We start from the raw sequence: 25,565 nt of genomic DNA on the forward strand, positions 1-25,565 counted from the left end.
AGACGCAGTCTGTTCTATCCGGTGGATCTTCATGGCAACTGGCGGCGACAGGGCCTCGGGCGAGGTGACGCTGGAGGGTGGCAGCTACGAGGTCATCCGCGCGCGCTTGCTGGCGCACGCGGACGCGCTGGCGACTCAGGCGAATGACCTCAACGCGCGGCGCAAGACGCTGTTCGGCGGCACGGAGTTGTCCGTCATCGGCAACGAGCGCGTGCGCACCGAGAACAACTGCGTCCCGCGCGACGTCGTCAGCGTCGGCAAGTACGTCCTCTTTGGCTACAACGTCTTCATCGGGCTGAAGAAGGAGACGGCCGTCTCGGACGTCTTCTCGCTGCACCGCTTCGAGTCGACGGCCGAGGGCTTCGACCTGTCCGCCGTGCCGCCCACCGAGGCCGGGGGCTTCCTGGCGGACCCGCGGTTCGTGAAGGACTTCGGGGAGCTGTACAAATACTACAAGGACACGCGGCTCATTCAGCTCCGGCGCCGCGACTCGCGCCTGCTGGCCGTCTTTCAGACGGGGCAGTCCGCGCGGGATGTGAAGGTGTTCCGCTTCAACGTGGATGTGGAGGGCCGCGCCACGTACCTGGACAACCAGGGCGAGCGCGACCACGTCTTCCCACCCGCGCAGGACTTCGAGTGGACGGTGGCCACGCGTGAGCACTACGTGCTCGGCCAGCACCCGCACGTCAACGTGTTGGATCAGGTCTTCGTCGAGACGGTGAAGGGCGACCTCACCGTCAAGGTGGAGAACAACACCACCACGGGCCTGGGCATCTACAGCGAGCCGGTGGAGGATCCGGATCAGTCGCTCGATGACGCCGAGTTCGCCTGGGCGCAGGTGGGCGGCCTCATCCTGCTGCGCGTGCTGCCCTTCCGCGAGAAGGCGCACCGCTACCTCGTCTTCAACTCGCGCACCCATCACGTGGTGCGCATTGATGCCATCGGCCAGTCCTGCGTGCGGCTGCCGGAGGACCAGGGCATCGTCTTCCCGGGCGGCTACTATCTCCAGACGGGGGACTTCAAGGTCTTCGAGGGCGCGGCCGATGGGATGGAGTTTCATCAGGCGGTGCGCTCGCCCAACGGTGAGGACGTCCTCTACGTCTTCCATCGCCGCGACGAGGGCGCGTACGTGTTGTTCGCGTACAACCTCGTGCGCAAGGAGGTCCAGAACCCGCTCGTATGCCACGGCATGAGCCTCTTCGCGGACGGGCGCCTGGTCGTCTTCCGCGCGACCTCGGCCGAGCCCACCCGCGTGCATCCGATGCAGGTGTGGCAGACGCCGTTCGTCTCGGCGGAATATGCCGCCGCGACGCCTCCGGTGCCGGGCTACCTGGGCAAGGTGGGCAACGCGGAGTTGGTGCGAGGCATCTCGGACGCGCTGACGCTCCAGCGCATCGCGAAGACGGAACAGCCGTCGCGGCGCACGTACGAGGACCTGGTCTCCGCGGCCACGCGCGCGCTGGATGCGTACTACTGGCTCAACCACGCGGAGGTGGGGCTCCAGTCGCACGTCGAGCAGCTTCGCCGCACCGCCGAGCTCATCATCGATGAGTTCGAGAAGGTGCTCGCGCTGCGCCGTCGCGCCACCGACTCGCTCGCCGAGGCGGAGAAGAAGCAGGACGCGCTGCTGCTCCAGGTGCAGCCCGAGGGGCTCGTGGATGCGGAGGGCTACATGCGCGCGTTGGCGGAGTTGCGCCAGCATCGCGGTCACCTCATCACCCTCAAGGACATCCGCTACATGAACGTGGCGCGGGTGGACGTCCTGGAGGCCGCCGTGGAGGAGGCCTCGGGCCGCGTCAGTACCGCGTGCGTGGACTTTCTCCAGAAGGGCGAGGCGCTTCAGCCCATCGCCCGGCGCCTCGATGAGCTGCTGGGGCGCTTGGAGCCCATCACCACCACGCTGGAGCTGGCGCCGCTGACGCAGGACGTGGAGACGACGGGCAAGGGACTGGAGGTGTTGGGCGAGGTGGTGGGCGGACTCCAAGTGGGAGACCCGCTGGCGAGGGCTCGCATCCTGGAGGGCATCTCCGAGCTGTTCAGTCGGGTCAACCGCGTGCGCGCGGGCGTCCAGGCTCGGCGCAAGGAGCTGAGCGGCAAGGAGAAGCGCGCGGAGTTCGGCGCCCAGTTCAAGCTCCTGGGCCAGAGTATCGAGAGCGCGCTGACGCAGTCGGATACGCCCGCGCGTTGCGACGAGGCGCTGTCTCGGCTGACGGTGCTCCTGGAGGAACTGGAAGGGCGCTTCGGGGAGTTCGACGAGTTCCTCGGGCAGATCACCCAGAAGCGCGAGGAGCTGCTGGAGGCTTTCGGCTCCAGGAAGCAGGCGCTGGTGGACGAGCGCCAGCGCCGGGCGAGCAGCCTGTTCAGCGCGGCCGAGCGCATCCTCCAAGGCGTCCAGCGGCGGGCGAGGTCGTTCCCGTCGGATGACGCGCTGAACGCGTACTTCGCCTCGGACGCGATGATCCAGAAGCTCCGGCAGCTCGCCGAGCAGCTCCTGGAGCTACAGGACAGCGTTCGCGCGGATGAAGTCCTGTCGCGCGTGAAGTCCGCCAAGCAGGAGGCCCTGCGCGCCCTGCGCGATCGCCAGGACCTCTTCGAGGGCGGCGAGGGACTCATCAAGCTTGGGCCCTATCGGTTCCACGTCAACACGCAGTCGCTCGACCTGACCTTGATCCCGCGCGATGGCGCGCTCTTTCTCCAGCTCACCGGCACGGACTACACGCGGAAGCTGGAGGACCCCGAGCTGCTCAAGTACCGCGACCTCTGGGAACAGCACCTCGTGTCGGAGTCGGCCGCGGTGTACCGCGCCGAGTATCTGGCCGCGTGCGTGCTCTCGGCCGCGGAGGCGGGGGAGCGGGGCAGTTCGTTGTCCTCGCTCCAGGAGGCGGTCGCGCAGGGCACGCTGCTGGAGAAGGTGCGTGCGCTCGCGTCGGAGCGATTCGACGAGGGCTATGAGCGCGGCGTCCACGATGCGGACGCCGCGGCCATCCTGGAGAAGTTGCTGGGGCTGTATCAGGGCGCGGGCCTGCTGCGGTTCGCTCCGACAGCGCGGGCCTGGGCGGCGCTGTATTGGGCCTTTGACTCGGACGAGGCGGCGCGCGCGGTGCTCCATCGCCGGGCACGCAGCCTCGCGCGGCTGCGCACGGTGTTCGCTTCTGCCTCGGAGCTGAGCGCCTTGGGTGACGCGCTGGGTGAGCGCGTCGAGGCGTTCCTCCGCGCGCACGGGCTCGCGCATTCGGAGGCGGATGCGCGGCAGGCGGGGCGCTACCTCGTGGAGGAACTCGCGGTGGAGCGCCCCCGGTTCACCACCGCGCGCGAGACGGTGACGCTGCGGGATGCGTTCCTCGCGCAGCTCGACAAGCAAGGGTCGCGCGCGGCGTTCGAGGACGACCTTCGGGGCCTGGAGAAGAACCTGCCCGAGCGGTTCCTGCTCGCGCGGGCGTGGTTGGAGGCTTCCCTGTCTCGTCGGGAGGACGGCCCGGGTGAGGCGCGGCTGCTGGTGGACGAGGCGGCGGTGCTGCTCGTCACAGAGCGCAAGCTGGAGCGCACCACGGCGGGCGCGTTGACGTCCACCGAGGTGACGGGTCTGTTGGGGAGCCACGCACGCATCCAGGATCGGAAGCTGGTGCTGCGGTTGGATGAGTATCTGGCGCGGCTGGAGGCGTTCCGCCGGACGCGCGTGCCCGCGTACCTCGCGTACCGCGGACTGCTGAGGGACTTGCTGGAGCGCGAGCGGCGCACGCTGCGCTTGGAAGAGCTGACGCCCAAGGTGCTGACCAGCTTCGTGCGCAACCGCCTCATCGATGAGGTGTACCTGCCGCTCATCGGCGCGAACCTCGCGAAGCAGCTCGGGGCGGCGGGGGAGGGCAAGCGCACGGACCGCATGGGCATGCTCTTGCTCATGTCTCCGCCGGGCTACGGCAAGACGACGTTGATGGAGTACGTCGCCAGCCGCTTGGGCCTCACCTTCGTGAAGGTGAACGGTCCGGCGCTGGGCCACGCGGTGAAGTCGCTGGATCCCGCCGAGGCGCCCAACGCCACCGCGCGGCAGGAGGTGGAGCGCATCAACCTGTCCTTCGAGATGGGCAACAACGTGATGCTCTACCTCGACGACATCCAGCACACGGATCCGGAGCTGCTCCAGAAGTTCATCTCGCTGTGCGACGGCCAGCGCCGCATCGAGGGGGTCTGGGAGGGCCGCACGCGCACATATGACCTGCGCGGCAAGAAGTTCTGCGTGGTGATGGCGGGCAACCCCTACACCGAGACGGGTGAGCGCTTCCGCATCCCGGACATGCTCGCCAACCGCGCGGATACCTACAACCTGGGCGACATCCTCGACGGCAAGGAGGACCTCTTCGCGCTGAGCTACCTGGAGAACTCGCTGACCTCCAACGCGGTGCTCGCGCCGTTGGCGACGCGGGACCCGGGCGACGTGCACCGCCTGTTGCGCATGGCGAAGGGGGAAGAGGTGCCCTCGGGCGAGCTGAAGCACGGCTACTCGGCGGCGGAGCTCCAGGAAGTCATCGCGGTGTTCCAGCGCCTCTTCCATGTGCAGCGCGTGCTGCTGAAGGTGAACCTCCAGTACATCGCCTCGGCTGCACAGGACGAGCGCTTCCGGTCGGAGCCCGCGTTCAAGTTGCAGGGCAGCTACCGCAACATGAACAAGCTCGCGGAGAAGGTCGTCGCGGCGATGACCGACGAGGAGCTGGAGCGGCGCATCGACGACCACTACCAGGGCGAGTCCCAGACGCTGACCACCGCGGCGGAGCAGAACCTGCTCAAGCTCGCGGAGTTGCGCGGGCGACTGAGCGAGGAGAAGGCGAAGCGCTGGGAGGAGATCAAGCAGGGCTTCGCGCGCGTCAAGCGCATGGGGGGCAAGGAGGACGACCCCGTGGCGCGCGTCACCGGACAGCTCGGGGCCATCGAGGAGCGGCTCGGCGCCGTGCGCGATGCGCTCCTGGAGGCCGCCTCGCATGCGCGGCCCGCCGCGGCGGCGCAGGACACGCTGGCGCCTCGGCTCGATTCGCTGCGGGAGGCGCTGCTCGATGTGGCGCGCTCGGGCGCGGAGGCTTCCGTGCCGCAGCCCGCGCCCGCGTTGGACCTGTCGCCCTACGTGAAGCACCTGGCCCAACTGCTCAAGGCGCTCACCGAGCGTGCCGCCGCTCCCCTCGTGGCTGCTCCGGTGAGTGCTCCGGACGTCAGTCCGCACCTGGCCGAGCTGACCCGGGCCATTGCCTCCCTGGCCGAGCGCCCGGCCACGGTCACCGTGACTCCCTCCGAGCCCGTGGCGCGCGGCGGGGCGGCACCGTCACCCGCGGAGCTGAGCCGGCAGATCGAGCTGGTGGAGGGCGCGCTCCTTCCTCTGGAGCGCGCGTCTCGGCGCGCCATTCAAGGTGAGGAGGAGGCCGTCAAGGCGCTCCAGGTCTGGCAGGGCGTGACGGAGGCGCTGGAAGTGTTGCGCGGGATGCTGCGCAGATAGGCCCGCGGCTCATTTGAACTGCGCGCTGCCCGGGACGCTGGCGTTGTCGAGCACCTTGGGCAGCGTGTCGGTGAGTTGCTGGCCGTCGCTCGCGGTGACGCGCACCTGGAAGCTGCCCGTGCCCACGCCGCTCGTCGCGACGAAGTAGTTGTAGTCCTCGCGCGCAATGGCCTTCCAGTCGCCGTCTCGTTTCCACTCGAGCTTCTGGATGGGCAGCCGGTGGTTGCGAATCTGGAGGGCCGTCCAGTCCGGGTTGCTGCCGTCCTTGAAGTGGTACTCGATGTTGCCGGCCACGTCGCAGGACACGGGCGTCCACGAGATGTCCACGCGACCCAGGCTCATGTCCGCGACCTTCGCGAACGCCTCGCGGCTGAGGTCCAGGTGGCCCTTATCGCAGTCCGGGCACTGGTCGACGATGCGCACGCGCACCGTGCCCTTGGGGCCCACCACGTCGACGCACTGGCCGCACGTAGCGCTTCGCGCGTACTGCGCGGTGTTGATGGCGGCCACCATCAAGTCGCCGTTGGGCTCGAAGCTGCAGTTCCCCGCGCCCGTCGCGTTGTAGAAGGTGGCGATGCCCTTCTGCTGCTCGCCCAGCGGGAGACCTCCGCCGGAGGGGTCATCTCCACAGGCGACCCCGGCCAGCAGGGCGGTGGAGGCCAACGACACGGCGAGGGGCGAGGCGGAGCGTCGGTTCATGCGCGCGAGCATACACGCCGCACGAAGGACGCCGCCCACGCCCGAGCAGGTCGGACGTGGGCGGTGTTACCCCTGGGGCGTGACGCCCCCCGGACGTCAGTTGCCGCGTGCCGAGGCGCTGGTGAGCGCGCGGGCTTGTGTCACCAACCGAACGAACTCGGTGCGGTCCGCGTCGCCGTTGGCCGCGCCCTCGGCCAGCTTCTGCGTGGTGCTCAGGCTCCAGCCCTCCGCGGCGGGCGCGGCGCGGAGGATGTCCGCGGTGGCGGCCACGGCGAGCGCGAAGCGGAAGTCCGGCGAGGCCTCGTCCAGCGAGGTGTGCACCAGCGCGCGGGTGAGCGGGAAGGCCTGCTCGGCGGCCTCGGTGCCGTTGGGCGCCTTGGCCCGGATGCGCACGGTGGCCAGCTCCTGCGCCGCGCCGGTCAGCTCCACCTCGTAGAGGGCGGTGACGTTGTGGCCCGCGCCAATCTCGCCGGCGTCCACCTTGTCATCGCGGAAGTCCTTGTCCGCGATGTCCCGGTTCTCGTAGCCGAGCAGGCGGTAGCGGCTCACGGTCTTCGGGTTGAACTCCACCTGGAACTTCACGTCCTTGGCGATGACCTCCAGCGTGCCGGTGAGCTGCGTCTCGAAGACCTTGCGCGCCTCCTTGAGGCTGTCCACGTAGAAGCTGTTGCCGTTGCCCTTGTCCGCCAGCTTCTCCATCAGGTCATCGCGGTAGTTGCCCATGCCGAAGCCGACCGTGGTGAGGGTGACGCCCTCGGCCACGTACTTGTGGACGCTCTCCAGCATGGCCTCCGCGCCCAGGTTGGGGCCGATGTTGGCGTCACCGTCGGTGAGCACCACGACGCGAGACACCACGCCGCCCGCGGCCTTCTTCACCGCGTGCCCGTAAGCCATTTGCATGCCCGAGCCCATCGCGGTGCCGCCGCCCGCCGACAGCGTGTCGATGGCGGAGTAGATGCGCCGGACGTCCGTGGCCGGCGTGGGGGGCAGCACGTCCCGCGTGGAGCCCGCGTAGGTGACGATGGCCACCGTGTCGTTCTCGTTGAGGTTCTTCACGGCGATCTTCATCGCCTCGCGCGCCAGGGGCAGCTTGTCCTCGGACTGCATGGAGCCGCTGGTGTCCACGAGGAAGACGAGATGCGCGGGCTTGCGCTCCGAGCGCGAGACGACCTTGCCTTGCACGCCCACGCGCAGGAAGTGGCGGCGCGGATTGAACGGCGAGGGCGCGCCCTCCAGGTGCACCGTGAAGGCGCCCGAGGTGGGCGGGGCATAGCGGTACTTGAAGTAGTTGACGAACTCCTCCACGCGCACCGCCTGCGCCGGCGGCAGCTGGCCCTGCTGCAGGTAGCGTCGCGCCACCGTGTATGAGGCGGTGTCCACGTCCGCGGCGAAGGTGGACAGGGCGTCCTTCGCGGTCTCCGTGAAGGCGTTGGGCTTGTACGCCTCGAACGTGTTGCCGCCCGTGGGCGCGCGCGCGTCATCGTCCTTGTCCTTCATGAACTTCTCGGACGCGGGGAGCTTCTTGGAGGGCGCCTCGCGGCGGACCGCCATGGGCGCGGGAGCACCGCCTGCGCTCATGGCCATGGAGGGCGCGGCCATGGGGGCCGCTTCCTTCGGCGCGGGTGGGGGCGCGGCCGCTGGCGTCATGGGCTGCGCCGCGGCGCCCGAGGCCGCCAGGGACTCGTCCTCTTCGCCATCTGCGCCTGCGGGCTTCGGGTCCGCGCGGGGGGGGCTGGAGAGGCTGCCCTGGTGGCTCGCCCGCGACGTGGGCTTCGACTCGGGCGGGGCGAGCTGCGAGGAACAGGAGGACAGCAGTCCGGCGGCCAGGATGGCGCAGCTCCAGCGGGTCGCGCGGCGCTTCTGAAAGGTCGAGGACATGGAGGGGCTCCGAGGGCTGCGAGTAGGTCGGGGCCTCGAAACGCACGACCTCGGAAATGGGTTTTATTCCCCGATTATTCGGCGGCGGGCGGGTTCCCTCGGGCGTGGCGGACGCTTGCGCGGCGAGGGCCCATTTGCGACGGTCCGCGCCATGCAGACGACACGGCCATTTCGCATCCTGGGCGTTCAGCAGGTCGCCATCGGCGGGCTCGACAAGGGCGGGCTCCGCAAGCTGTGGGTGGACATGCTGGGCCTCCATCCCCACGGCACCTACCGCAGCGAGCGCGAGAACGTGGACGAGGACATCGTCATCGCGGGGGCGGGCCCCTTCAAGGTCGAGGTGGACCTCATGCAGCCCATCCAGCCCGACGGAAAGCCGCGCGTGCACGACCCCGCGCTCAACCACGTGGGCCTCTGGGTGGATGACCTCGCCGTCGCGGTGAAGTGGCTGGAGTCGCAGGGCATGCGCTTCACGCCGGGCGGCATCCGCAAGGGCGCGGCGGGCTTCGACGTGTGCTTCATCCACCCGAAGGGCAATGAGCAGTTCCCGCTCGGTGGCGAGGGCGTGTTGATCGAGCTGGTGCAGGCCCCGCCCGAGGTCATCCGCGCCTTCGAGCAGGCCTCCGCGCAGCCGTAGCCGCGCCTTACTGCGACGAGGCGGGGGTTCGGGGGCGCAGGTGCTTGCGCGCGCCCCCGATGCCCTGCTTCACCGCCCGCTCCAGCCAGTCATAGGCCCGGCACAGCAGGTACGTGAGCGCGATGAGCGCGAGCGTGAGGCCCGTGTAGAGGAGCCACCCGCTGCGGTCGCCCCAGAAGCGCTGGAACGAGAAGACGCCCGCCGTCCGGTAGAACAGCAGCATCTGGTGGAAGAAGTACGCGGAGAGGGACGACGTCCCGAACACCTCGATGAAGCGCCGTGCGCGACTGGGCGGCGCCTCCGACGCCCGCTTCGACTCCAACCACAGGAGCACGAGCAGCGCGGCGCAGACCCACGACCATCGCGCCGCCGAGTTGGACGGGTTGGCCACGAAGAACCGGTGCGCGGGATACAGCGCGTAGAGCGGACGCGCGGCGAGCGTCCCCAAGATGCCCAGCCCCACCAGGAACACGAGCGCGCGAGCCAAGCCCGCGCGGCCCCACGCGCCCGCCGCGGTTCCCGCGAAGGCGCCGAGCCACGCGAAGCCCACCCACGGCAACAGGGGAAAGGGCGCCCAGGAAGACTTGCGCAGGAAGGACGCCCACGGCTCGGGCGCGATGTCTCCCAGGGGCGCGAGCGCGAACGCGCCCATGGCCAAGAGGAACGCCACCGCGCCCAACGCGCGGGGACGGAACGCGAGCCCCGCGGCCACGGGCAGCACGAGCAGCAGGCACACGCCGACGCACTGGAGGATGTCCATGCGGAGGATCCACTTCGGCTCGCGCAGCAGTGGGAACCAGGCCCAGTTGACGAGCGTGGCCACCGCGAGCACCTCCCCGATGCGCCGCAGGTTGCGAGGCACGCGCTCGCGCAGCACGCCATCCGCCGCGCTGCGCACCATCACCAGCGCCAGCGCGAAGCCCGCGGAGAAGATGAACGCGGGCGCCACCAGCCCATCCAGCTTCAACAGCCGACCGGTCCACGCGCTGCGGCGCAGCTCGGGCGTGAGCAGCGCCAGCGTATGGCATTGAATCATCACCAGCACCGCGAGCCCGCGCAGCCAATCAATGGCACGCACGCGCTCGCGCGAAACAGGAAGCAGAGGTGTCGAGGGTCCCACGGCGCCGGCACGCTAGGGCAGCCCCGCCTGCGTTGCACGTCTCCGCGCTCACCTCGCGACGCTTGGCGCTGCAAGCATCGACGCAGGCGCGGGGCTCAAGGCGCGCACGCCAGGCCGGGCTCGTTGGCGTCCACGTCTTGCAGTTTCAACAGGCAGCGCAGAGCCTCGGGATCGGCGGAGTCCGCGAGATAGGTGTGCCGCCAGAGCAAGGCCGCCACGCGCTTGGGGAGGCGGGGATCCGGCGCGATGAGGGCGCGGTGCACGCCGTTGGAGCCCGCCAGCGCCTGGGCCTGGGCCTCGCGCAGCTTGGCGACCTCGTCGGGGCAACCCTCCGGGCAGTTGTAGAGGAACACCGCGTGCCCATGCTCCAGGTTGTGGAGCCACGAGCAGCGCGGCTGCTCATCCGTGTACTCGCGGCAGGACAGCCAGGTGGGGCAGTGGGGGCCGGCGTTGGGTGGCTCCTCACCGTTGCCGCACCCGGTGCTGATGCACGTCGCGACGTGGTTCGCGGACGCGGGCTCGGACGTGGTGATGGTGAATCGACCGCAGTCCTGCGGCTCGGGCTCCGGCTGCGGCGCGGTGGAGCCGCAGGCGAGCAGGGGGGCGGCGACGAGCAGGGCGAGCGCGAAGGGCGAGCGGAGCATGACCGCCCTTCATAGCGCATCCGCTGGGGGGACTCGTCCCATCCTCGAACACCTGGGGAGAGGGGTTGGGGGGCTGCTCGTCCCTCGGACGGGCCAGGGCGGATGGCCGCCCGCACTTCCGGGATGCCGGAGGGCGGCGGTTCTTCTACTGTCCGCCCCCATGACCCGACCCCTCACTGTGCAGCCCCGGATGCGAGCGCTCCTGGCCGTTCTCGCGCTGACGGCCCTGCCGTCGGCCGCTCAGGAGACGCGCGTGCCGCGCGCTCCGGCCGCCAAGGCCACCCCCGACGAGGCGAAGAAGTTCGTCACGTCGCTCAACGCCGACCTCAAGCGGCTGTGGGTGAAGCAGTCGACCGCCGAGTGGATCAAGTCCACGTACATCACGGACGACACCGAGCGGAACGCCGCCTCCGTCAACGAGGAGGTGATGGCCTTCACCAACACCGCCATCAAGGAGTCCCGCCGCTTTGACGGGCTGAAGCTGGATCCGGAGACCGCCCGGATGATCCACCTGCTCCAGGTGTCCCAGACGCTGCCGGCCCCGGCGGACGCGGGCAAGCGCGCGCAGCTGGCCGCCACGGCCGCGAAGCTGGAGGGCCTGTACGGCAAGGGCAAGTACTGCGGCAAGGACGGCAAGGGCACCTGCCGCGACCTGGAGGAGCTGTCCGATGTGATGGCCAAGAGCCGCAACTACGAGGAACTCCTGGACGCGTGGCGCGGCTGGCACGCCATCTCGCGCCCCATGCGCCCGCTGTTCGAGCAGCTCGTGACGCTCTCCAACGAGGGCGCCAAGGACATCGGCTTCAACGACCTGGGCACGCTCTGGCGCTCCAGCTACGACATGACGCCCGCGGAGTTCGAGAAGGACGCGCAGCGGCTCTGGGGTCAGGTCAAGCCCATGTATGACGAGCTGCACTGCTATGTGCGCGGCCGTCTGGCCAGGCAGTACGGCGAGGCCAACGTGCCCGCCGGCAAGCCCATCCCCGCGCACCTGCTCGGCAACATGTGGGCGCAGGAGTGGAACAACATCTACCCGCTCGTGGAGCCGTACCCCGGTCAGGCCAGCCTGGACGTGGACGGCGCCATGCAGGCGCAGGGCTATGACGCGCAGAAGATGGTGAAGCTTGGCGAGAAGTTCTTCACCTCCATGGGCCTCAAGTCGCTGCCGCCGTCGTTCTGGGAGCGCTCGCAGTTCACCAAGCCGCGCGACCGCGACGTCGTCTGTCACGCCAGCGCGTGGGACGTCTCGTTCGACAACGACCTGCGCGTGAAGATGTGCATCAAGCCCACTGAAGAGGACTTGATCACCATCCACCACGAGCTGGGCCACAACTACTACTACACGTACTACTACCAGCTCCCGGTGCTCTTCCAGGCGGGCGCCAACGACGGCTTCCACGAGGCCATCGGTGACGCGCTCACGCTCTCCATCACCCCGGCCTACCTGCAGCAGCTCGGCCTGCTCAAGGCGGTGGAGAAGAACGACAAGAACCTCATCAACCTGCAGCTGAAGGACGCGCTGGAGAAGGTCGCGTTCCTGCCCTTCGGCCTGCTGGTGGATCAGTGGCGCTGGGACGTGTTCTCCGGAAAGGTGAAGCCGGCGGACTACAACAAGTCCTGGTGGGCGATGCGCGAGAAGTACCAGGGCGTCAGCGCTCCGGTGGCGCGCAACGAGCAGGACTTCGACGCGGGCGCCAAGTACCACGTGCCGGCCAACGTCCCTTACACGCGCTACTTCCTGGCGCGCATCCTCCAGTTCCAGTTCCACAAGGCGCTGTGCGAGGCGTCCGGCTACAAGGGCGCGCTCCACGAGTGCTCCATCTACGGGAACAAGGAGGCCGGTAAGCGGCTCCAGGCCATGCTCGAGATGGGCGCCAGCAAGCCGTGGCCCGACGCGCTCTACGCCATGACGGGCACCCGGCAGATGGATGCCACCCCGATGCTCGAGTACTTCGCGCCGCTGCGCCGCTGGCTCCAGGAGCAGAACCAGGGCCAGAAGTGTGGCTGGTGAGGTTGCGGGCTAGACGTGGGAAACCTGGACGAATAAATTCTCGCCCGTCTTGCTGGGTTGACTCTGCCGAGACCGGGCGGCGGATCTTCGCGTCCGAGATGGAAAGAAGAAGAAGGCAATGGCGACTGGTACCGTGAAGTGGTTCAACGACGCGAAGGGCTTCGGCTTCATCACCCAGGACGGTGGCGGTGAGGACGTGTTCTGCCATCACTCGGCCATCAACATGGACGGGTTCCGCACCCTGGCCGAGGGCCAGAAGGTGGAGTTCGACGTGACCCGCGGCCCGAAGGGTCTGCAGGCGCAGAACGTTCGCGCGGCGTGAGCCCGTCTGTCGTTCGGACGACTTCCTGATTCAACATGAGGGTCCGATCCTTCCCAGGGTCGGACCTTCGTGTTTTTGGAGCACTCGTGTCCCTGAGAAAATCCCGGGCCTCTCGCGCCCGTTTGTTGCCGCTGCTGGCCGCGCTCGGCTGCGCGACCACGTCCCCGGTGCCCGCCGCCCCCGCGCCGTCGCCGTCGCCGTCAAGGGAGGCCGCCCCGGTGCCCCCGCCCGCCGCCTCCGCGCCCCAGCTGGACCTCTCCGCGCTGAAGGCGGAGCTCGTCGCGAAGCACGGCGAGGCGCAGCGCGTGCGCATCGAGCGAGGCCTGACGCAGGTGGCCGCGCTCTGGCGGCCCGAGGATGGCGACCTGGCCGAGTTCGCGCGAGAGCAGTTCGTCGCGGATCCGAAGGTGCTCGACGCGACGTTCGCGCGCATGGAGCGGCTGTTCGAGCAGCTCGACGGGCACATGAACGAGATGGGGCGAGAGCTCCAGTGGTTCACGGACCTGGACCTGGGGCCGCTGTTGCCCGTGGAGCCGTTGCTGGCAGCGTATGACCCGTCCTCGAACCTGGTGTCGGACCTGTTCCGCGCGCGGGTGGGCTTCGTGGTGCTGCTCAACTTCCCGCAGAGCACGCTGGCGGAGCGCACCACGCAGGGCTCGACGTGGTCGCGGCGGCAGTGGGCGGAGGCGCGGCTCACCGCGCGCTTCAACCGGCGGATCCCCGCCGAGGTCCAGCAGCACCAGGCGCAGTCCATCGCGGCCGCGAACCTCTACATCGCCGAGTACAACGTCTGGATGCACCACCTGCTGGACGCGCAGGGACAGCGGCTGTTCCCCAAGGGGCTGCGCCTCATCAGCCACTGGAACCTGCGCGACGAGCTGAAGGCGGACTACGCGGACCCGCAGGGCATCGCCAAGCAGCGGATGATCATCCAGGTGATGCAGCGCATCGTCACGCAGACGATTCCGGCGGCCGTCATCGACAATCCCCGCGTGGACTGGAACCCGTTCACCAACGCGGTGACGGTGGCGCCCTCGGCCGAGGTGGAGGAGAACGCGCCGACGCGCGAGGCGAAGGCGGACACCGCGCCGGAGCCGGATACGCGCTACGCGCGGCTGTTGGAGAACTACCGCACGGCGCGCGAGGCGGACCCCTTTTCGCCGGTGGCCCCCACGCAGATCGCCCGCAGCTTCGAGCTGGGGCGCGAGCTGCCCGAGGAGCGCGTGCGCGCGATGCTGACGCAGCTGCTCACGTCGCCGCTGGTGCCGCAGGTGGCGCGCATCATCCAGACGCGCCTGGGCCGACCGCTGGAGCCGCAGGACCTCTGGTTCGCGGGCTTCAAGCCGGGCGGCAAGGTGCCGGAGGCGCAGCTGGATGCCCTCACGCGCAAGCGCTACCCCACGGCGGACGCCTTCGCGAAGGACATCCCGCGCATCCTCCAGGGCCTGGGCTTCACGAAGGAGAAGGCGCAGTTCCTGGCCGAGCACATCCGCGTGGACCCCTCGCGCGGCGCGGGCCACGCGCAGCAAGCGATGCGGCGCGGGGACTTCCCGCACCTGCGCACGCGCGTGGAGCCCGGGGGCATGAACTACAAGGGCTACAACATCGCGGTGCACGAGCTGGGACACAACGTGGAGCAGGTGTTCAGCCTCTACGAAGTGGACCACACGCTCCTGGCGGGTGTGCCCAACAACGCCTTCACCGAGGCGCTGGCCTTCGTGTTCCAGGCCCGAGACCTGGAGCTGCTGGGCCTGGGCAAGTCCGACGCGTCGAGTGAGCGCGAGCGCGTGCTCAACGACTTCTGGCAGGCGTGGGAGATCGCCGGCGTGGCGCTGGTGGACATGGCCACGTGGCATTGGATGTACGAGCACCCGGACGCGACGCCCGCGCAGCTGCGGGACGCGGTGGTGGCCATCTCGCGGGACACGTGGGACCGGTACTACGCGCCGGTGCTGGGCGGGAAGGGCAGCCCGCTGCTCGGCATCTACAGCCACATGATCAGCTACCCGCTGTATCTGCCGGACTACCCGATCGGGCACCTCATCGCGTTCCAGATCGAGGAGCAGCTCAAGCGCAAGGGCCCGCTGGGCGCGGAGTTCGAGCGCATGGCGAAGGAGGGCGCGGTGACCCCCGACGAGTGGATGCGCAACGCGACGGGGGCTCCGGTGAGCGCCGATTCGCTGCTGCGCGCGACCGAGGCGGCGGTGAAGCAGCCGTAAGCGCCGAGGCGGTGCCTTCCCGCGCGATGACGCGGGGAGGCACCGCGAGCGGGGCGTTACTTCGACTGGGAGGTATCGCCGGGGATGTCCACCAGCTCCACGTCGAACACGAGCACGGCGTTGGGCGGGATGCGCGAGCCCTGCGGCGGGCGCTCGCCGTAGGCGGTGCTCCCCGGGCACGTGAGCTTCGCCTTGCCGCCCACCTTCATCTTCTGCACGCCCTGCGTCCAGCACGGGATGACGCCGTTGAGCGGGAACTCGACGGGCAGGCCTCGGCCGTAGGAGCTGTCGAACTCGGTGCCGTCCACCAGCGTGCCCCGGTAGTGCACCTTCACGGTGTCCGTGGCGCGCGGAGTCTTCCCCTGTCCGGCCTTCACCTCGCGGTAGATGACGCCCGACGGTAGCTTCGTCGCCCCCGGCTCCTTGGCCGCGCGCTCCAGGTAGTTCGCGTTGACCTGCGCCTGGCGCGACTTCGCGAGCGCCTGAATCTTGGGCGCGTAGTCCTCCAGCTTCACGGCGGGCGTCACGCCGTTGAGTCCGTCCTGCATGCCCCGGTGGAGGACCTCCACCTCGGCCGGGGTGAGCGCGAACAGGGACAGGTCCTTCCCCACGGACAGGCCCAGCGCATAGATGGTCTTCTGGTCCTCCGTCTCCGGCCCGGCCGACGTGCCCGTGCCCTCGGTCGTCGAGGGCTTCGTGCCCGTGTCGGGCTTGCTGGCCTTGGGGGTCGGCTTCGCGGCCGGAGCCGTCTCGGCCTGGACGCCCGTCGCGCCGAGCGCGAGCACCAGGGCCGTCATCCATGTCGTCCTTCGCATGCTTCCGCCTTTCAAGAGAGCGGCGCGACTATAGGGGGTGCGCATGTGGCCTCGTGTGGGAAACGCGCGCGGCGCACCTCGGAGTCGAGCGCGAGTGATGGCCCGCGCACACAGTCCCGCGCGAAGAATCCAGCGAGCGGCGATGGGGAGGGGCCTCTCGCGGGCGCTCGTGCGCGGAGGCCGGTCGTTTTCTTGCGTGAGGAGTGACTGCCTCTACCCTGGCCGCGCTGCTTCAACGACGAAGCAGCCTGTTGCAACCAGCCGGAGGCCATGACCGATGAGCGAGAAGCGGAAGTCGAAGCGAGCGCCCCTCGACATCTATCTGAACAAGTACATGGGCGGCGTGCCGTACATGGCGCGCGCGGCGGACATCAGCCAGGAGGGCGTGAGCCTCTCGCGGCTGCTCGAGCCGCAGCACCACGCGCGCCGCGTGGGCCTCCAGTTCCAGCTCCCCGGCTCCGAGGAGATCATCTACGCCGAGGGCGAGGTGGTGCGGGACTGGCTGGAGACGCCGCGCAAGGCGGATCGCTCGGGGGTGCGTTTCACGCTGCTGACCGAGCGGCACCGTCGGATGATCGACGACTACGTCGATCGCAACACCGACGAGGGCTGACGCGAGGTGTCGCGCCGCGAGCGAACCCTCGGTCGTCCGAAGGGGTTCGCGGCGGCGGCTCGCCTTGACTTCCCGCGGAGCGCCCCCCTTGAATGCCAGCGATTCTGTCCTGTTGGCTCGCTGGTGACGCGGTGAGTCCCGGAGGAGTTCCTGTGAGGCACTCGTTGTGGGGGTTGTTGCTGGCCGTGCCGTTGACGGCGCTGGGCCAGGGCAAGGACGTGAAGCCCGCCACACCCGCTGCCACCGAAGCCGTGCGCTCGGCGACGCGCGGGGTCAATTGGGAGGGCCAGGTGCTACGGGCCACGGGCTCGGGCGCGCCGGACCTCAAGGCGGCGAACCCGGCGCAGGCGCGGTTGGGCGCCGAGCGCGCCGCCAAGCTGGACGCCTTCCGTAACCTCATCGAGCAGGCGCGCGGCATCCAGGTCAGCGCCACCCGCACGGTGGGCGACGAGATGGGGCGCGACGAGGTGCGTGGCCGCGTCGAGGGCGCCATCAAGGGCTACAAGGTCGTGGCCAAGCGGTACTTCTCCGACAGCGGCGTGGAGCTGGACGTGGAGGTGCCCCTGGCCGCCATCACCTCCGCGCTCACCGCGCCGGCCTCGGAGCCCGCCATCGTGCTGAACGCTGATGGAGCCCGCCGCTACACGGGGCTCGTGGTGGACGCGCGCGGGTTGAACGCGAAGCCGGTGCTGGCGCCTCGGCTGGTGGATGCCGCGGGCAAGGCGCTCTATGGCCCGGCGGCGCTGTCCCAGGAGGTCCGCTCGACCACGGCGGTGGCCTCGTGGATGGACAGCCTGGATGCGGCGAAGAAGGCGGCGCTCGTAGGCGACAAGCCGCTGGTGGTGAAGGCCCAGCAGCTTCAGGGCTCGGACCTGGTGCTCGCCGCTGAGGGCGCGCGGACCCTGTCCGAGGTGAACACGCGCTTCCTGGCCGAGGGCCGGGTCGTCATCGTCACCCAGTAATCCTGCGAGGACGCGACGTATGTCCTGGAAGCTCTCTGTCCTGTGCGTGTTGCTGTCCTGTGTGGCCGTCGCAGCGGAGCCCTCGGTGCCCGCGACGGTGGTGAAGGAGGCGACGGGCGAGGCCGCCATCGTCGACGGCAACCGCGAGAAGGCCTTCACGGACGCACGCAACGCGGCGCTCCGCGAGGCCGTGGAGCAGGTGGCGGGAGTGCTGGTGTCCTCGGACACGCTCACCGCGAACAGTCAGTTGCTCAGCGACCGCGTCTTCACGAACAGCGCGGGCTACGTGCGCAAGTACGAAGTCCTGGGGCGCAAGGAGGAGGGCGGCGTGACGCGCGTCACGGTTCGCGCGGAGGTGGGGACCGCGGATCTCGACAAGGATCTCCAGGCCGCGCAGGCCCTGGTGCGCAGGCTCGGAGGCAGCAAGCTGCTCATCGTCTTGAGCGAGCAATCCATCAGCCCCGACAAGGTCATCACGAGCAGCTCGGTGTTGACCCAGGTGCTCACCGAGACGTTCCGCAAGGATGGCTGGCGCATCATCGATCCCTCATTCGCGGCCGGGAAGCTGGAGGTGAGCTCGGGCGTCTCGCTGTCGACTCCGGACAAGAAGATCATCCAGGACCTGAGCGTGGCGGACTACGTCATCTCGGGGACGGTGACGTTCCGGCATGAAGGCGTGCAAGGCACCACGAAGGAGCTGGTGAAGGACGTTGGCTACTATCCGGTGGCGGGCGAGTGGGAGCTGGCGGTGTTCGCCACGGACTCGGGCACGCAGCTCGCGCGGCTGACGGACGCGTTCAACAGCGGGAACGCGAGCACGGGACAGGCGCCCGTGACGTCGTATGAGCGGACGTCGTTCAACATCGCCAAGGTGCGCGGCGCCAAGATTGTCGCCGAGGTGCGCAAGGCGGTGTTGGAGCACCTCGCGCAGGCCGAGCAGAACGGGAACGTGGTGGCGATGACGGTGGTGGGGCTGTCCGACTACGCCGCGGTGCGCGCCTTCCAGAAGGTCCTGACGCAATCGGTTCAGGGGGTGCGCGACGTCAAGGCGGGCGAGTTCGCCGAGGGCAAGGCGCGCTTTGATGTGACGTATGTCGGCGGAACCGACGCGCTGGCGGAGAGCCTGGGCGCGACGACGTATCAGAAGCGGAAGGTGCGGGTGACGGCGGTGAGTGGCAATCGAGTCGAGCTGACCGTGGCGCGATGAGGCTCGTGCTTTGGATGGCAGTGGCGGTCTGGACAGGCTGCGCGTCGAGCCAGCCCGAGCCGGCGACGATGGCTCGGGCGCGCGAGTTGATGCGCACGGCGGGCACTCCGCGCGGTGACCTGGTGCTGCGGTGTGACCCCTCCGACGCCGAGGTCTCGTTGGATGGTGTGCCGCAGGGAATGTGCCGCGACTTCGCGGGCTCGCCACGAGGGCTCGGCGTGGGCGAGGGACTCCACCAGATCGACGTGCGCAAGCAGGGCTTCTGGCCGTACACGACCTACTACGAGGCGAGTGGCGCGCGCGCGACGCTGCACATCCAGCTGCGCGCCTCGGGCACGCCCAGCGGGGGAGGGACGCCGTGACGCGACAGCGCGGAGGATGGCTTCATTTCGCTCGGTACTTCCTGCTCGCCGCGCTGATTCCAAGCGGGGCCTTCGCGGCCATCGGTCGCGTGGAGGTGCTGGAGGGCACGGCCTCGCGCGCGCCGGAGCAAGGTGCCGCGCAGTCGCTGCGCGTGGGCTCGGACATCGAGGTGCGGGACACGCTGGAGGTGGGCGCCGCGTCGAACCTTAAGCTCGTGTTGAACGATGGCAGCGTGCTGATGCTCGCGGAGCGCAGCCGGTTGTTCATCAGCGACGCGGACTTCGAGGGCCAGGAGCGCAAGGGCTTCGTCGCCAGGCTCGGCCTGGGCAAGGTGTGGGCGAGTGTGAAGAAGGCGTTGGCGGGCTCTTCCGCCAGGTTCGAGGTGGAGACGGACCGCGCGGTGGCGGGCGTGCGCGGCACGATGTTCCGAGTGGACGCCGCGGCGCCGACGGTCGCGGGCGCGCTGTCTCCCTCGACGCTGGTGCAGGTGTCGGAGGGCCAGGTGCAGGTCTCGGCGCGCGTGCGCAAGGCCGCGGGGAAGGGCGGAGCCGCGCCTCCGAAGCCCGGGCCCTCGGGGCGTGTGCAGGTGGACGGTCCGCGCGAGGTCTCGCTCGAGGAGTGGGAGCAGGTCTTCATCCAACTGCAGAAGGACCGACAAGTGCGGGTGGATGGCGACCTGGGCAAGGCCACGGTCGGCGCGTTGGACCACAAGGTGGCGAACGATGCGTTCGGGCAGTTCGTGAAGCGCAATCAGCCAGCGAAGGCGCCGTAGGTCCTGGAGGAGGAAGTCATCGCACGTCGCATCCCAGGCCGTGGCCGCGCCAGCAGTCCTCGGGTGGAGCCCAAGCCCGCTCCCGCCCCCGAGCCCCTCCTGCACCTCGTGGAGTCCGAGTCCCTGCCCGAAGCCGAGGGACGTCGCATCGACTTCATCTGGTCCGCGGGGATGGTGGGCTCGTTGGGGTGGGTGTTCGCGCTGCTGTCCGTCTTCGGCGGCGTGGCGGTGCCGGTGTTGCTCGCGCTGACGGGCGCGTATGTCCTCAACCCGCTCGTGACGGCGCTCGAGCGACGAGGGCTGCGGCGCGCGCTGGGAACCACGTGCGTCTTCGTCGCGGGATTGCTCTTGTGGGTGGGGGCGATGCTCTACCTCGTGCCGGTGTTCCGCGACGAAGCGGCCAAGCTGCCCGAGTTCTTCCGGCGCGCGAGCATCGAGGTCGTGCCACGCATCGAGGCGCTCCTCGGTGTCTCCTTGCCCGAACTCGTGAGCCGCCGCGCGGCGGAGATGGGCGAGAAGGCCTCGGAGCTGCTCCAGAGCGCGGGCCCCACCGCGGCGCGCTTGGTGGCGAGCTTCGCTGGCAACACGGCGCGCTTCGTGGCCACTTTGTTGGGGCTCGCGGTGGTGCCAGTGCTCGCCTTCTTCTTCCTCAAGGACTACCCGGCGCTCGTTGAGCGGGTGCAGGCGCTGCTGCCGCGTCGAGCCGTGACGCTGGTGAGCGGCCGATTCCGCGAAGTGGATGAGGTGCTGTCCGCGTTCGTGCGAGGCCAGCTTACGGTCGGAGCCATCCTGTCGGTGCTGTATGTGACGGGGTTGTCGGTGGCGCGCATCGACCTCGCCATCGTGATTGGTGTGCTCGCTGGCTTCGGCAACATGGTGCCGTATCTGGGGACGGGCATCGGCGTGGTGCTGTCGCTGCTGGGCGTCCTGTTGTCGTGGCAGGGCCCGTGGCAGTTCGCCGTGGTAGCGGCCACGTTCATCGTCGCGCAAGCCGCCGAGGGGCTCGTCATCACCCCGCGCGTGGTGGGCGAGAAAGTCGGGCTGGCCCCTGTCGCGGTCATTATCGCGGTGCTCGCCTTCGGTGAGCTGTTTGGCTTCGTGGGCATCCTCCTCGCGGTGCCCGCCAGCGCCATCCTGAAGGTGGTGCTGCGCGTGGTCATCCAGCGCTATCGCAAGACGGCGCTGTACCTGGGCGAGGCGCGAAGCCCGTGATGCCCGCGGCGTTGGTGGTGGCGGCGATGCTCGCGCAGTCACCGGGTCCTCGGGCCTTGGCGTTGTCGGGATACCGCCTGCACCTGCGCGTCAGCGAGTCCGTGGCTCCTGAGCGGCTGCGGGCGCTGGCCGCCAGTGGAACGGTGCTCTGGCTGCGCACGCGCTCGAACATGCTGCGGGACTCGACGATGGACGCCGTGGCGCGCTTCCCCGAGGCCTACATCGAGCTGCGCCCGCCGCTGCGGGATGCCCAAGTCCAGCAGTTCCGCCACGCGCCTCGGGCGGGTGTGTGGCTGGACGCCGCGGTGGCCACAGGGGATTGGTATCGGCTGGGGCCTCGCCCGGTGGCCGTGGACATCCGAGGCGGTCTGGAGACGGAGCAAGCCACTCGAATCGCCGCGCTGCGCCCGAAGCGGGTGACCTGGATGCCCCGGACCCGCGAGGAGGCGACGCTGGCGGCCTGGGGAGAGCTGGTCTGGCTCCCAGGGGTGAAGGTGGTGGATCTCTCGCAGGTCGTCGGACCGAAGGGGCCCCCTGAAGCCGCGCTTGTTGCACCCGAGGCCGCGCGAACAGCCGCTTCACCCGTCCCCGCGGAGTGGTGGGCTGGGCTGCGTGGCGCCTGGGCGAAGGTCGCATGGTTGGAGGGGCAGGGGGCCGCGAGACCGCCCCCGAGCTGGGGCCTGGGCAGGCGCGTGCGTGTCCAGGGGCTCCCGGATGACGAGGCGCTGGTCGCGCTGTTCAGTCAGACGCCGGGCGTGGAGCTGGAGCTGGACGTCAGTGACGACGCGCAGTCTTTGGAGACGGCCCGAGCCTGGGTCGAGCGGCTCGAGGCCGCGGTGCGTGGAGGCGCGCGGTGACGAAGTGGGAGCGGTTGCAGCAGGACATCGTGGAGTGCCGGGCCTGTCCTCGCCTCGTGGAGTGGCGCGAGGAGGTGGCCCGGGTGAAGCGACGGGCCTACCGGGACTGGACCTACTGGGGGCGCCCCGTGCCGGGGTTTGGAGATCCGCGGGCTCGGCTGGTCCTGGTGGGGTTGGCGCCGGCGGCGCATGGGGCGAACCGGACAGGGCGGATGTTCACGGGCGACCGCTCCGGGGACTTCCTCTTCGCGGGTCTTCACCGCGCGGGCTTCGCGAACCAGCCGCACAGTGAGCATCGCGACGATGGGCTTCAGTTGAAGGATGCGTTCATCGTCGCCGCGGGGCGGTGTGCGCCCCCGGACAACAAGCCCGAGCCCGAGGAACTGGCCCGCTGCGCTCCGTTCCTGGACCGGGAGCTGGCGCTACTGCCCGCCCGGGTGTTCCTCGCGCTGGGGGCCATTGGCTGGAACGCCGCGCTGGTGGCGCTGGCTCGGACCGGCGTCGTGATTCCCTCGCCGCGGCCCACCTTCGGCCACGGCGCCGAGCTGCCCCTGCCAGGCGGGCGGACGCTGGTGGGCTGCTACCACGTCAGTCAGCAGAACACGCAGACGGGGCGGCTCACCCCGGCCATGTTCGACGTGGTGATGGCCCGCGTTCACGCCTTGTTGGCGGGCGGAGCGTGAGGTGCGTTGGGGGCGCCACGAAAGAAGAGTGCAGGCGCGTGTCGGTGTTCTCTTGACAGGTGAGGGAGCCCACTGCTATTCCCCGCGCACCTCAGCACCACGGGTCGTTAGCTCAGCGGTAGAGCACTACCTTGACACGGTAGGGGTCAGTGGTTCGATCCCACTACGACCCAACACAGTAAGCGTTCAAACAGCGGGCGGCATGGCTTCCACAAGCCTGCCGCCCGCGGCATTTCCGAGGTCTCGCTCATGTCCGAAATGATCACGGTGACGCTCCCCGATGGCAGCCAGAAGCAGACGGCCCGGGGAACCACCATCGGCGATTTCGTGCGGGAGGGCATCGGGGCCGGGTTGGCCAAGGCAGCGCTCTTCGCGCGGGCGAACGGTCAGGACATGGACATGTCCCGTCCGCTCACCGAGGACGTGAAGCTCCAGATCTTCACCTCCAAGAGCCCGGAGGGACTGGACCTCATCCGGCATGACGCGGCCCACGTGGTGGCCAGCGCCGTGCAACGCCTCTTCCCCGGGACGCAGGTCACCATCGGCCCGTCGACGGAGGAGGGCTTCTACTATGACTTCTTCCGCGAGAAGCCCTTCACGCCGGAGGACCTGGAGAAGATCGAGGCCGAGGCAAACGCGCTCCTGAAGAAGGACGAGGCGTTTGTCCGCACCGAGATCTCCATGGAGGACGCCGTTCGCCTCTTCGAGCAGAAGGGCGAGACCTTCAAGGTCGAGATCGTCAAGGACATCGCCGCCAAGGGCGCCAAGACGCTCACGCTCTACACCCACGGTGACTGGGTGGACTTCTGCCTGGGGCCCCACGCTCCGAGCACCGGGAAGATCGGCGTCATCAAGATCCTCTCGTCCAGTGGCGCGTACTGGCGCGGCGATCACCGCAACCCGATGCTCCAGCGCATCTACGGCACGGCCTTCTTCGACAAGAAGGCCCTGCAGGAGTACGTGACGCGCATCGAGGAGTCAAAGAAGCGCGACCACCGCAAGCTGGGCAAGGAGCTGGATCTCTTCCACTTCCACCCGTACGCGCCGGGCGCCGCCTTCTGGACCCCGAAGGGCACCGCGCTCTATCAGACGTTGTCCGACTGGATGCGCGGTCTGACGGCGGGTGACGGCTACGTGGAGATCAAGACGCCCCTGATGTTCAACAAGGGGCTCTGGGAGACCAGCGGGCACTGGGGCAAGTACAAGGAGAACATGTTCCTCGTGCTCGACAACGAGACGGGGGAGCACGACTTCTCGCTCAAGCCGATGAACTGCCCGTCGCACCACCTGTATTTCGGCTTCAAGCGGCACAGCTACCGCGACCTCCCCCTTCGGCTCCACACGCAGGACGTGCTGCACCGGAACGAGGCGGCGGGTTCGCTCGGTGGACTCACCCGCGTGCGCCAGTTCGCCCAGGACGACGCCCACATCTACTGCATGGAGAGCCAGATCACCGACGAGGTGCGGCGCTTCGTGAAGCTGCTGGACCGCGTCTACAAGGCGGTGGGACTCACCTATACGGTGAAGCTGTCCACGCGTCCCGAGCAGCGCCTCGGAGATGACTCGCTCTGGGATCGCGCCGAGGGCGGCCTGAAGACGGCGCTGGAGTCGCTGGGCCTGGCATACGAGCTGGCCCCTGGGGATGGCGCCTTCTACGGTCCGAAGATCGACTTCGCGGTGTCGGACAGCATCGGGCGCCGCTGGCAGCTCGGCACCATGCAGCTGGACTACCTGGCGCCCGAGCGCTTCGACCTGAACTACATCGGCGAGGACAACGCCGAGCACCGGCCGGTCGTCCTCCACCGGGCGATCTTCGGCTCGTTCGAGCGCTTCACCGCCATCCTGATCGAGCATTTCGCGGGCGCGTTCCCGGCCTGGCTGGCCCCGATCCAGGCGGTGCTCGTCACCGTGGCGGACCGCCAGCTCGACTACGCTCGGAAGGTTCGCGACGACCTCCGGGCCAAGGGCTACCGGGTGGAACTGGACGAGCGCGGCATGACGCTCAACGCGAAGATTCGCGAGGCGCAGATCCAGAAGGTGCCGTTCACCCTGGTGGTGGGTGACGCCGAGGTCGAGGCCGGGGGCGTGGCCCCGCGCCGCTATGGCGGAGAGGACCTCAAGAGCATGAAGCTCGCGGACTTCGAGGCGCTCCTGGCCAAGGAGGGCGCCCTCCCGTAAGGCGGGCGGCAGATCCGCTGGAGTCCTGCTGTCGGGCCTTGACTCCCTGTCGCACCTAAGTATGTTGGCGCACTTTCGAGGGGGGGAGGCAGGCCCAACCTCCCGATTTCGGAGGATGTTCACATCGTTCGCGATCAAAGAACGAATCGACGCATCCGTGCTCGGGAGGTCCGTGTCGTAGGACCGAACGCCGAGCAGCTCGGCGTCATGTCGATCGAAGCAGCCCTGGAACGGGCGCAATCGGATGGGCTTGACCTGGTAGAGGTCAATCCGATGGCGAAGCCGCCGGTCTGCAAGATCATGGACTACGGCAAATTCAAGTACGAGGAGAAGAAAAAGGCCTCGGAAGCGAAGAAGAAGCAGGTCGTGGTCCACCTCAAAGAGGTGAAGCTCCGTCCCAAGACGGAAGAGCACGATTACGAGTTCAAGGTCCGCAACGTTCGCCGCTTCCTGGAGGAAGGGAACAAGGCGAAGGTCACGATCATGTTCCGTGGCCGCGAGATCACCCACAAGGAGCTGGGCAGCGCCATCCTTGATGATGTGGTGAAGGACCTGAAGGAAGTGGCGGTCGTGGAGCAAATGCCGCGCATGGAAGGGCGGCAGATGTTCATGATCCTCGCGCCGAGCCCGAAGGTCGCTCAGCGGGCCCGTGAGCTCGCGCGACAGCAGGCTGACGCCGCCGCGAAGAAGGCAGAAGCAAAGCCCGGTGAGGGCGCGAAGGCGGGCGAGGGTGGGAAGGTGGAGGCTGGCTCGAGCGGCAGCAAGGGCTCCGAGGCGGCGTCGGTCGTGGCGGCCCAGGCGGGAATGGTTCCGGCCGTGGGGAACGCCGCACCGGGCGGGACGAAATAGTGATACAGGCTGTCGGCTGCGGCTGAAGCCTTAGGCGCAACATGC

At 69.0% G+C, this 25,565-nt stretch carries 20 protein-coding genes and 1 tRNA gene; 16 read left to right on the forward strand and 5 right to left on the reverse strand.

Features of this window, described 5'->3' with window-relative positions; all coding sequences use genetic code 11:
- The first annotated feature begins 31 nt into the window (after positions 1-31).
- On the forward strand, positions 32-5,479 hold the full coding sequence (locus tag KRR26_RS15900) for a DNA repair ATPase (protein ID WP_217080226.1): 5,448 nt from the start codon (positions 32-34) through the stop codon (positions 5,477-5,479).
- A gap of 9 nt (positions 5,480-5,488) precedes the next feature.
- Here KRR26_RS15900 and KRR26_RS15905 read toward each other — a convergent pair whose 3' ends face one another.
- Positions 5,489-6,178: an expansin EXLX1 family cellulose-binding protein gene (locus KRR26_RS15905; protein ID WP_236068655.1), complete on the reverse strand. Its 690-nt coding sequence runs from the start codon at positions 6,176-6,178 to the stop codon at positions 5,489-5,491.
- A 96-nt stretch (positions 6,179-6,274) separates the two neighbouring features.
- Positions 6,275-8,056: a vWA domain-containing protein gene (locus KRR26_RS15910; protein WP_120208091.1), complete on the reverse strand. Its 1,782-nt coding sequence runs from the start codon at positions 8,054-8,056 to the stop codon at positions 6,275-6,277.
- Positions 8,057-8,207: 151 nt separating this feature from the next.
- On the opposite strand from KRR26_RS15910, the gene KRR26_RS15915 reads away from it, so the two are divergent.
- Complete coding sequence (locus tag KRR26_RS15915) at positions 8,208-8,693, forward strand: VOC family protein (RefSeq protein ID WP_120208093.1); 486 nt, start codon at positions 8,208-8,210, stop codon at positions 8,691-8,693.
- A 7-nt stretch (positions 8,694-8,700) separates the two neighbouring features.
- On the opposite strand, the gene KRR26_RS15920 is transcribed toward KRR26_RS15915, so the two are convergent.
- Positions 8,701-9,771 carry a heparan-alpha-glucosaminide N-acetyltransferase domain-containing protein gene (locus tag KRR26_RS15920; protein WP_328707148.1) on the reverse strand — a complete coding sequence of 357 codons (1,071 nt, stop codon included), beginning with the start codon at positions 9,769-9,771 and terminating at the stop codon, positions 8,701-8,703.
- A 137-nt stretch (positions 9,772-9,908) separates the two neighbouring features.
- On the reverse strand, positions 9,909-10,457 hold the full coding sequence (locus KRR26_RS15925) for a DUF3105 domain-containing protein (protein WP_120208095.1): 549 nt from the start codon (positions 10,455-10,457) through the stop codon (positions 9,909-9,911).
- Between the two features lie 190 nt (positions 10,458-10,647).
- Here KRR26_RS15925 and KRR26_RS15930 point away from each other — a divergent pair, with 190 nt between their 5' ends.
- From KRR26_RS15930 to KRR26_RS15940, 3 genes are all read left to right on the forward strand, one after another.
- Positions 10,648-12,468 (forward strand): M2 family metallopeptidase, encoded by a 1,821-nt coding sequence (locus KRR26_RS15930; protein WP_233577291.1) that lies wholly within the window; start codon positions 10,648-10,650, stop codon positions 12,466-12,468.
- 118 nt (positions 12,469-12,586) lie between these two features.
- A complete protein-coding gene (locus KRR26_RS15935; protein ID WP_120208099.1) occupies positions 12,587-12,790 on the forward strand; it encodes a cold-shock protein in 204 nt (67 codons plus the stop codon).
- Between the two features lie 35 nt (positions 12,791-12,825).
- Positions 12,826-15,009: a hypothetical protein gene (locus KRR26_RS15940; protein WP_236068656.1), complete on the forward strand. Its 2,184-nt coding sequence runs from the start codon at positions 12,826-12,828 to the stop codon at positions 15,007-15,009.
- A 56-nt stretch (positions 15,010-15,065) separates the two neighbouring features.
- Here KRR26_RS15940 and KRR26_RS15945 read toward each other — a convergent pair whose 3' ends face one another.
- Entirely contained in the window at positions 15,066-15,824 is a 759-nt protein-coding gene (locus KRR26_RS15945) for an FKBP-type peptidyl-prolyl cis-trans isomerase (protein WP_233577295.1), read from the reverse strand.
- Between the two features lie 277 nt (positions 15,825-16,101).
- Here KRR26_RS15945 and KRR26_RS15950 point away from each other — a divergent pair, with 277 nt between their 5' ends.
- The 11 genes from KRR26_RS15950 (at position 16,102) to infC (ending at position 25,520) form a co-directional block, all read left to right on the forward strand.
- On the forward strand, positions 16,102-16,437 hold the full coding sequence (locus KRR26_RS15950) for a PilZ domain-containing protein (protein ID WP_120208105.1): 336 nt from the start codon (positions 16,102-16,104) through the stop codon (positions 16,435-16,437).
- Positions 16,438-16,589: 152 nt separating this feature from the next.
- Positions 16,590-17,399, forward strand: coding sequence for an LPP20 family lipoprotein (locus KRR26_RS15955; protein ID WP_120208107.1), 810 nt, complete (start codon positions 16,590-16,592; stop codon positions 17,397-17,399).
- A 19-nt stretch (positions 17,400-17,418) separates the two neighbouring features.
- Positions 17,419-18,606: a flagellar assembly protein T N-terminal domain-containing protein gene (locus KRR26_RS15960; RefSeq protein WP_120208109.1), complete on the forward strand. Its 1,188-nt coding sequence runs from the start codon at positions 17,419-17,421 to the stop codon at positions 18,604-18,606.
- A gap of 14 nt (positions 18,607-18,620) precedes the next feature.
- Positions 18,621-18,968 (forward strand): peptidase associated/transthyretin-like domain-containing protein, encoded by a 348-nt coding sequence (locus KRR26_RS15965; RefSeq protein WP_233577296.1) that lies wholly within the window; start codon positions 18,621-18,623, stop codon positions 18,966-18,968.
- Complete coding sequence (locus KRR26_RS15970) at positions 18,965-19,741, forward strand: FecR family protein (RefSeq protein ID WP_158611528.1); 777 nt, start codon at positions 18,965-18,967, stop codon at positions 19,739-19,741. The genes KRR26_RS15965 and KRR26_RS15970 overlap by 4 nt, the downstream gene beginning before the upstream one ends.
- Before the next feature lie 63 nt (positions 19,742-19,804).
- Positions 19,805-20,953 (forward strand): AI-2E family transporter, encoded by a 1,149-nt coding sequence (locus KRR26_RS15975; RefSeq protein WP_199723847.1) that lies wholly within the window; start codon positions 19,805-19,807, stop codon positions 20,951-20,953.
- Positions 20,950-21,810 (forward strand): hypothetical protein, encoded by an 861-nt coding sequence (locus KRR26_RS15980; protein ID WP_217080229.1) that lies wholly within the window; start codon positions 20,950-20,952, stop codon positions 21,808-21,810. The genes KRR26_RS15975 and KRR26_RS15980 overlap by 4 nt, the downstream gene beginning before the upstream one ends.
- Positions 21,807-22,493 carry a uracil-DNA glycosylase gene (locus KRR26_RS15985; RefSeq protein ID WP_120208117.1) on the forward strand — a complete coding sequence of 229 codons (687 nt, stop codon included), beginning with the start codon at positions 21,807-21,809 and terminating at the stop codon, positions 22,491-22,493. Before KRR26_RS15980 ends, KRR26_RS15985 begins: the two co-directional genes overlap by 4 nt.
- 101 nt (positions 22,494-22,594) lie before the next feature.
- Positions 22,595-22,666 (forward strand) — tRNA-Val (locus tag KRR26_RS15990).
- A 76-nt stretch (positions 22,667-22,742) separates the two neighbouring features.
- Positions 22,743-24,671: a threonine--tRNA ligase gene (thrS, locus tag KRR26_RS15995; protein WP_120208119.1), complete on the forward strand. Its 1,929-nt coding sequence runs from the start codon at positions 22,743-22,745 to the stop codon at positions 24,669-24,671.
- Between the two features lie 105 nt (positions 24,672-24,776).
- The gene (infC, locus tag KRR26_RS37645; RefSeq protein WP_217080253.1) at positions 24,777-25,520 is read left to right on the forward strand and encodes a translation initiation factor IF-3; all 744 of its coding nucleotides are present in this window, start codon (positions 24,777-24,779) and stop codon (positions 25,518-25,520) included.
- Positions 25,521-25,565 lie beyond the last annotated feature (45 nt).

The sequence above is a fragment of the Citreicoccus inhibens genome, assembly GCF_019039035.1.
GTDB classification, from domain to species: Bacteria; Myxococcota; Myxococcia; order Myxococcales; family Myxococcaceae; genus Citreicoccus; species Citreicoccus inhibens.

What these genes read in the sequence shown, in the direction of transcription:
- KRR26_RS15900 (WP_217080226.1), top strand. Translation starts at nt 32, where the DNA reads ATGGCAACTGGCGGCGACAGGGCCTCGGGCGAGGTGACGCTGGAGGGT.
- KRR26_RS15905 (WP_236068655.1), bottom strand. Translation starts at nt 6,178, where the DNA reads ATGAACCGACGCTCCGCCTCGCCCCTCGCCGTGTCGTTGGCCTCCACC.
- KRR26_RS15910 (WP_120208091.1), bottom strand. Translation starts at nt 8,056, where the DNA reads ATGTCCTCGACCTTTCAGAAGCGCCGCGCGACCCGCTGGAGCTGCGCC.
- KRR26_RS15915 (WP_120208093.1), top strand. Translation starts at nt 8,208, where the DNA reads ATGCAGACGACACGGCCATTTCGCATCCTGGGCGTTCAGCAGGTCGCC.
- KRR26_RS15925 (WP_120208095.1), bottom strand. Translation starts at nt 10,457, where the DNA reads ATGCTCCGCTCGCCCTTCGCGCTCGCCCTGCTCGTCGCCGCCCCCCTG.
- KRR26_RS15930 (WP_233577291.1), top strand. Translation starts at nt 10,648, where the DNA reads ATGCGAGCGCTCCTGGCCGTTCTCGCGCTGACGGCCCTGCCGTCGGCC.
- KRR26_RS15935 (WP_120208099.1), top strand. Translation starts at nt 12,587, where the DNA reads ATGGCGACTGGTACCGTGAAGTGGTTCAACGACGCGAAGGGCTTCGGC.
- KRR26_RS15940 (WP_236068656.1), top strand. Translation starts at nt 12,826, where the DNA reads ATGAGGGTCCGATCCTTCCCAGGGTCGGACCTTCGTGTTTTTGGAGCA.
- KRR26_RS15945 (WP_233577295.1), bottom strand. Translation starts at nt 15,824, where the DNA reads ATGCGAAGGACGACATGGATGACGGCCCTGGTGCTCGCGCTCGGCGCG.
- KRR26_RS15950 (WP_120208105.1), top strand. Translation starts at nt 16,102, where the DNA reads ATGAGCGAGAAGCGGAAGTCGAAGCGAGCGCCCCTCGACATCTATCTG.
- KRR26_RS15960 (WP_120208109.1), top strand. Translation starts at nt 17,419, where the DNA reads ATGTCCTGGAAGCTCTCTGTCCTGTGCGTGTTGCTGTCCTGTGTGGCC.
- KRR26_RS15965 (WP_233577296.1), top strand. Translation starts at nt 18,621, where the DNA reads ATGGCAGTGGCGGTCTGGACAGGCTGCGCGTCGAGCCAGCCCGAGCCG.
- thrS (WP_120208119.1), top strand. Translation starts at nt 22,743, where the DNA reads ATGTCCGAAATGATCACGGTGACGCTCCCCGATGGCAGCCAGAAGCAG.